Origin of the sequence: Luteibacter sp. (assembly GCF_051958795.1) — a bacterium.
In the GTDB taxonomy this organism is placed as follows: Bacteria; Pseudomonadota; Gammaproteobacteria; order Xanthomonadales; family Rhodanobacteraceae; genus Luteibacter.
In genome coordinates this window covers 1-3,221 of record NZ_JBQCFT010000302.1, presented here as the reverse complement: position 1 = coordinate 3,221, position 3,221 = coordinate 1, and the positions used below count along the sequence as shown (strand labels likewise).

The following is a 3,221-nucleotide window of genomic DNA, read 5'->3' as shown; positions in this document are numbered from 1 at the left end:
CCATCCTCGTGCAGCAGGCGCCGGTTCAACTCACTGATGGTGCCCGCATCATGCGTGCGCACGAGTTGCTGCACGCGCCGCTTCAGTGAAGCGGGCGCGTACTCGCTGAAGTCGTAGCCGTGCGCGCGCTGCATGGCGCGGACGAACAGCTCGATTTCGATATCCTCGATATCCACCTCAGACCCGGGCCGGCAGCCACCCGCGGATCATCGAGAGCAGCCGGTCGACGTCGATCGGCTTGGACAGGTAGTCGTTCGCGCCCGCTTCGAGGCACTTCTCCCTGTCGCCGCGCATGGCTTTTGCCGTGAGCGCGATGATCGGCACGTTGGCCACCGCGGGTTTGGCGCGGATCGCCCGCATGGTGTCGTAGCCATCCATCACCGGCATCATGATGTCCATCAGCACGAGTTCCAGCTCGGGATCCTTGTCCAGCGCGTCGAGCGCCTTCTGGCCGTCCTGCGCCATGACGACATCGATGCCCTTGCCACGCAGCACCTTCGACAGCGCGAACAGGTTGCGCATGTCGTCGTCGACCAGCAGCAGGCGCCGGCCACGCAGGTCGCCTTCATCCATGCCGCGCGCCGCCGTCGGCCGTTCCGCAGCCGCCGCTGCGCCACCGTGGCGGATCGAATGCAGGAACAGGCTCACTTCGTCGAGCAGGCGGTCGGGCGAGCGGGCGCCCTTCACCACGATGCTATCGGTGTACTGGCGGATCTTCATGCTCTCTTCACGGGAGAGATCGCGCCCGGAGTACACGACCACGGGCGGCGTGTGCCCGGATTGGGAAAGCTGCTCGAGGAACTCCATGCCCGACATGCCGGGGAGGCCCAGGTCGAGCACGATGCAGTCGTAGGCCGTTTCCTGGGTCTTCGCGAGCGCCTCTTCGCCGGACCCGGCTTCCTCGATCACCACGTTGTCGTCTTTCAGCAGGGTGCGCACGGCTGCGCGCGCGCTGGCGTCGTCATCGACCACCAGCAGGTGGCGGGTACGCCCCTCGGCGAAATGGAGCAGGCGGTCGAACGCGGTGGCGATCGATTCGCGGCTCACCGGCTTGGTGAGGAAGCCGACGGCGCCCAGTTCCATGCCGCGGCTTGCATCGTCCGTCGCGGAGATGAAGTGCACCGGGATGTGCCGCGTGGCGGCATCGTGCTTGAGGCGGTCGATGACGGTCCAGCCATCCATGCCGGGCAGCATGACGTCGAGCAGGATGCCGGTCGGGCGGTACTGGCGGGCTAGCGCGAGCCCGGTCTCACCGTCCGCGGCGGCCAGCACGCGGTGGCCCTTGCGGTGGATCATGTCGGCCAGGATGCGCGCGAAGGCGGGATCGTCCTCGACGACGAGGATGATGGTGTCGCCCGGGGCCAGCGCGGCGCGGTCGTCGTCGATGGACTCGGCGATGAGCGATGGCGATAGCGGCAGGGTCGCCTCTGCGGCCGCCTGTTCGCGGGAGACCGGGTCGGTGCGCTCACCGGCGGAATCGGGCGCATCCTCCGGCAGGAAAATGGTGAACGTGCTGCCCTGGCCGACAGCGCTTTCCAGCGTAATGTCGCCACCCATCAGCATCGCGATGCGCCGCGAAATGGCGAGGCCGAGGCCGGTGCCGCCGTACTGGCGGCTGGTGCTCGCATCGACCTGTTCGAACGCGTGGAATACCCGCTGGAATTTGTCGGGCGGGATGCCGATGCCGGAGTCGGTCACCGCGATGCAGATGGCGCGCTCCGGATCGAGCCCGGCGGGCAACGCGGCGCCGCGCGCGGGGCGGGCGATGCGCAGGCGCACGCTGCCATGCGAGGTGAACTTGAACGCATTGCTCAGCAGGTTGTTCACCACCTGCTCAAGCTTGCCCCCGTCCGTACGGATACTGGCGGGCAGCCCATCCTCGAGCTTTACCTCGAAAGCCAGCTTCTTCTCCTGCGCCACGTGGTTGAACGTGCGGCCCAGCGTACGCGCGAGGTCGGCCAGCGGGAGCGTATCGACCATCAGCTCCATCTTGCCGGCCTCCACCTTCGACAGGTCGAGGATGTCGTTGATCAGGCGCAGCAGGTTGGAGCCGGCGTCGTGGATGATCCGCGCGGACTCGACCTGTTCACCGGTGAGGTTCTCTTCGTCGTTATCCGCGAGGCTGCGCGACAGGATCAGGAGGCTGTTGAGCGGCGTACGCAGCTCGTGCGACATGTTCGCGAGGAACTCGGACTTGTACTGGCTTGCGCGCGCCAGTTCCTCGGCCTTCTCGTGCGTTTCCTTCTGCAGGGCCTCCAGCGCATCCTTCTGGTGGTTCAGGGTCAGGCTCTTTTCGCGGAGTTCCTCGTTCGAGGCATGCAGTTCTTCCGTCTGCACGCGCAACTCTTCCTCGGACGCGATCAGCCGCTGCGACTGCTCCTGGAGCTCCGCGGTCTTCGCATGCAGCTCGCTGTTGGTCGTCTGCAGGGCATCCTGCTGGTGGCGCAGCGCCTCTTCGGACGCGCGCAGTTCATCGGCCTGGCTCTGGGTCTGCCCGAGCAGGTCGTGCGTGCGCAGCGCGCGCGCCAGGTTCTCCAGCGAAAGCGCGGCGATCGGCATGAGCTCGTCGAGCAGGCGTTCCTGCAGGCCGGTGAGGTGCTCGAAGCTGGCGATCTCGATGACGCCGAGCAGGGTGTCACGGGACATCACGGGCACGACGACGACGCTGCGCGGCGCCGCTTCACCCGTGCCGGAGTGGATCCGGGTGTAGTCGTCCGGGATGTCCTGGAGGGTGATCGCATGGCCGTTGGCGGCGGCCTGGCCCACCAGGCCCTCGCCGAGCGCGTATTCCGTGGTCACGTGGCGGCGCTGGCGGAAGCCGTAGCTCCCCGCCAGCTCAAGGCGCCGGGTGTCCTCGCGGTAGATGTAGAACACGCCCACGCCGGCCTTCAGCGACGAGACCAGCTCCGACACCAGTGCCTCGGCAAACTCGCGGTAGGTGGTGCACTCCTGCAAGCGGTTGGAAATCGTGGTGATCGCGGACTTGAGCCAGGTCTGGCCGGCCGTCTCGATCGCCATGGTCTTGAACACCTGCAGGGAGCGGGCGATCTCGCCGATTTCGTCGCGGCGGGTCAGCTGGCGCACTTCGATCGTGTGGTCGTGGGCGGCCAGGCGCGTCATCAGCTCGGTCATGCGCACGAGGGGCCGCGTGATGAGGCGGAAGGTCATGGCGATGACGAGCCCGCCGACCACCAGGCACAGGACCAACGAAATGATGTCGA

1 protein-coding gene and 1 pseudogene are annotated in these 3,221 nt (G+C 67.0%); both read right to left on the bottom strand.

The annotated features are described in order from the left end of the window. Positions 1 to 176, bottom strand: a pseudogene (locus ACTHLF_RS15715) (CheR family methyltransferase); the annotation flags it as partial. Position 177: 1 nt separating this feature from the next. After that, the coding region (locus ACTHLF_RS15710) for a response regulator (protein WP_440328411.1) at positions 178 to 3,221 on the bottom strand (3,044 nt) is incomplete at its 5' end.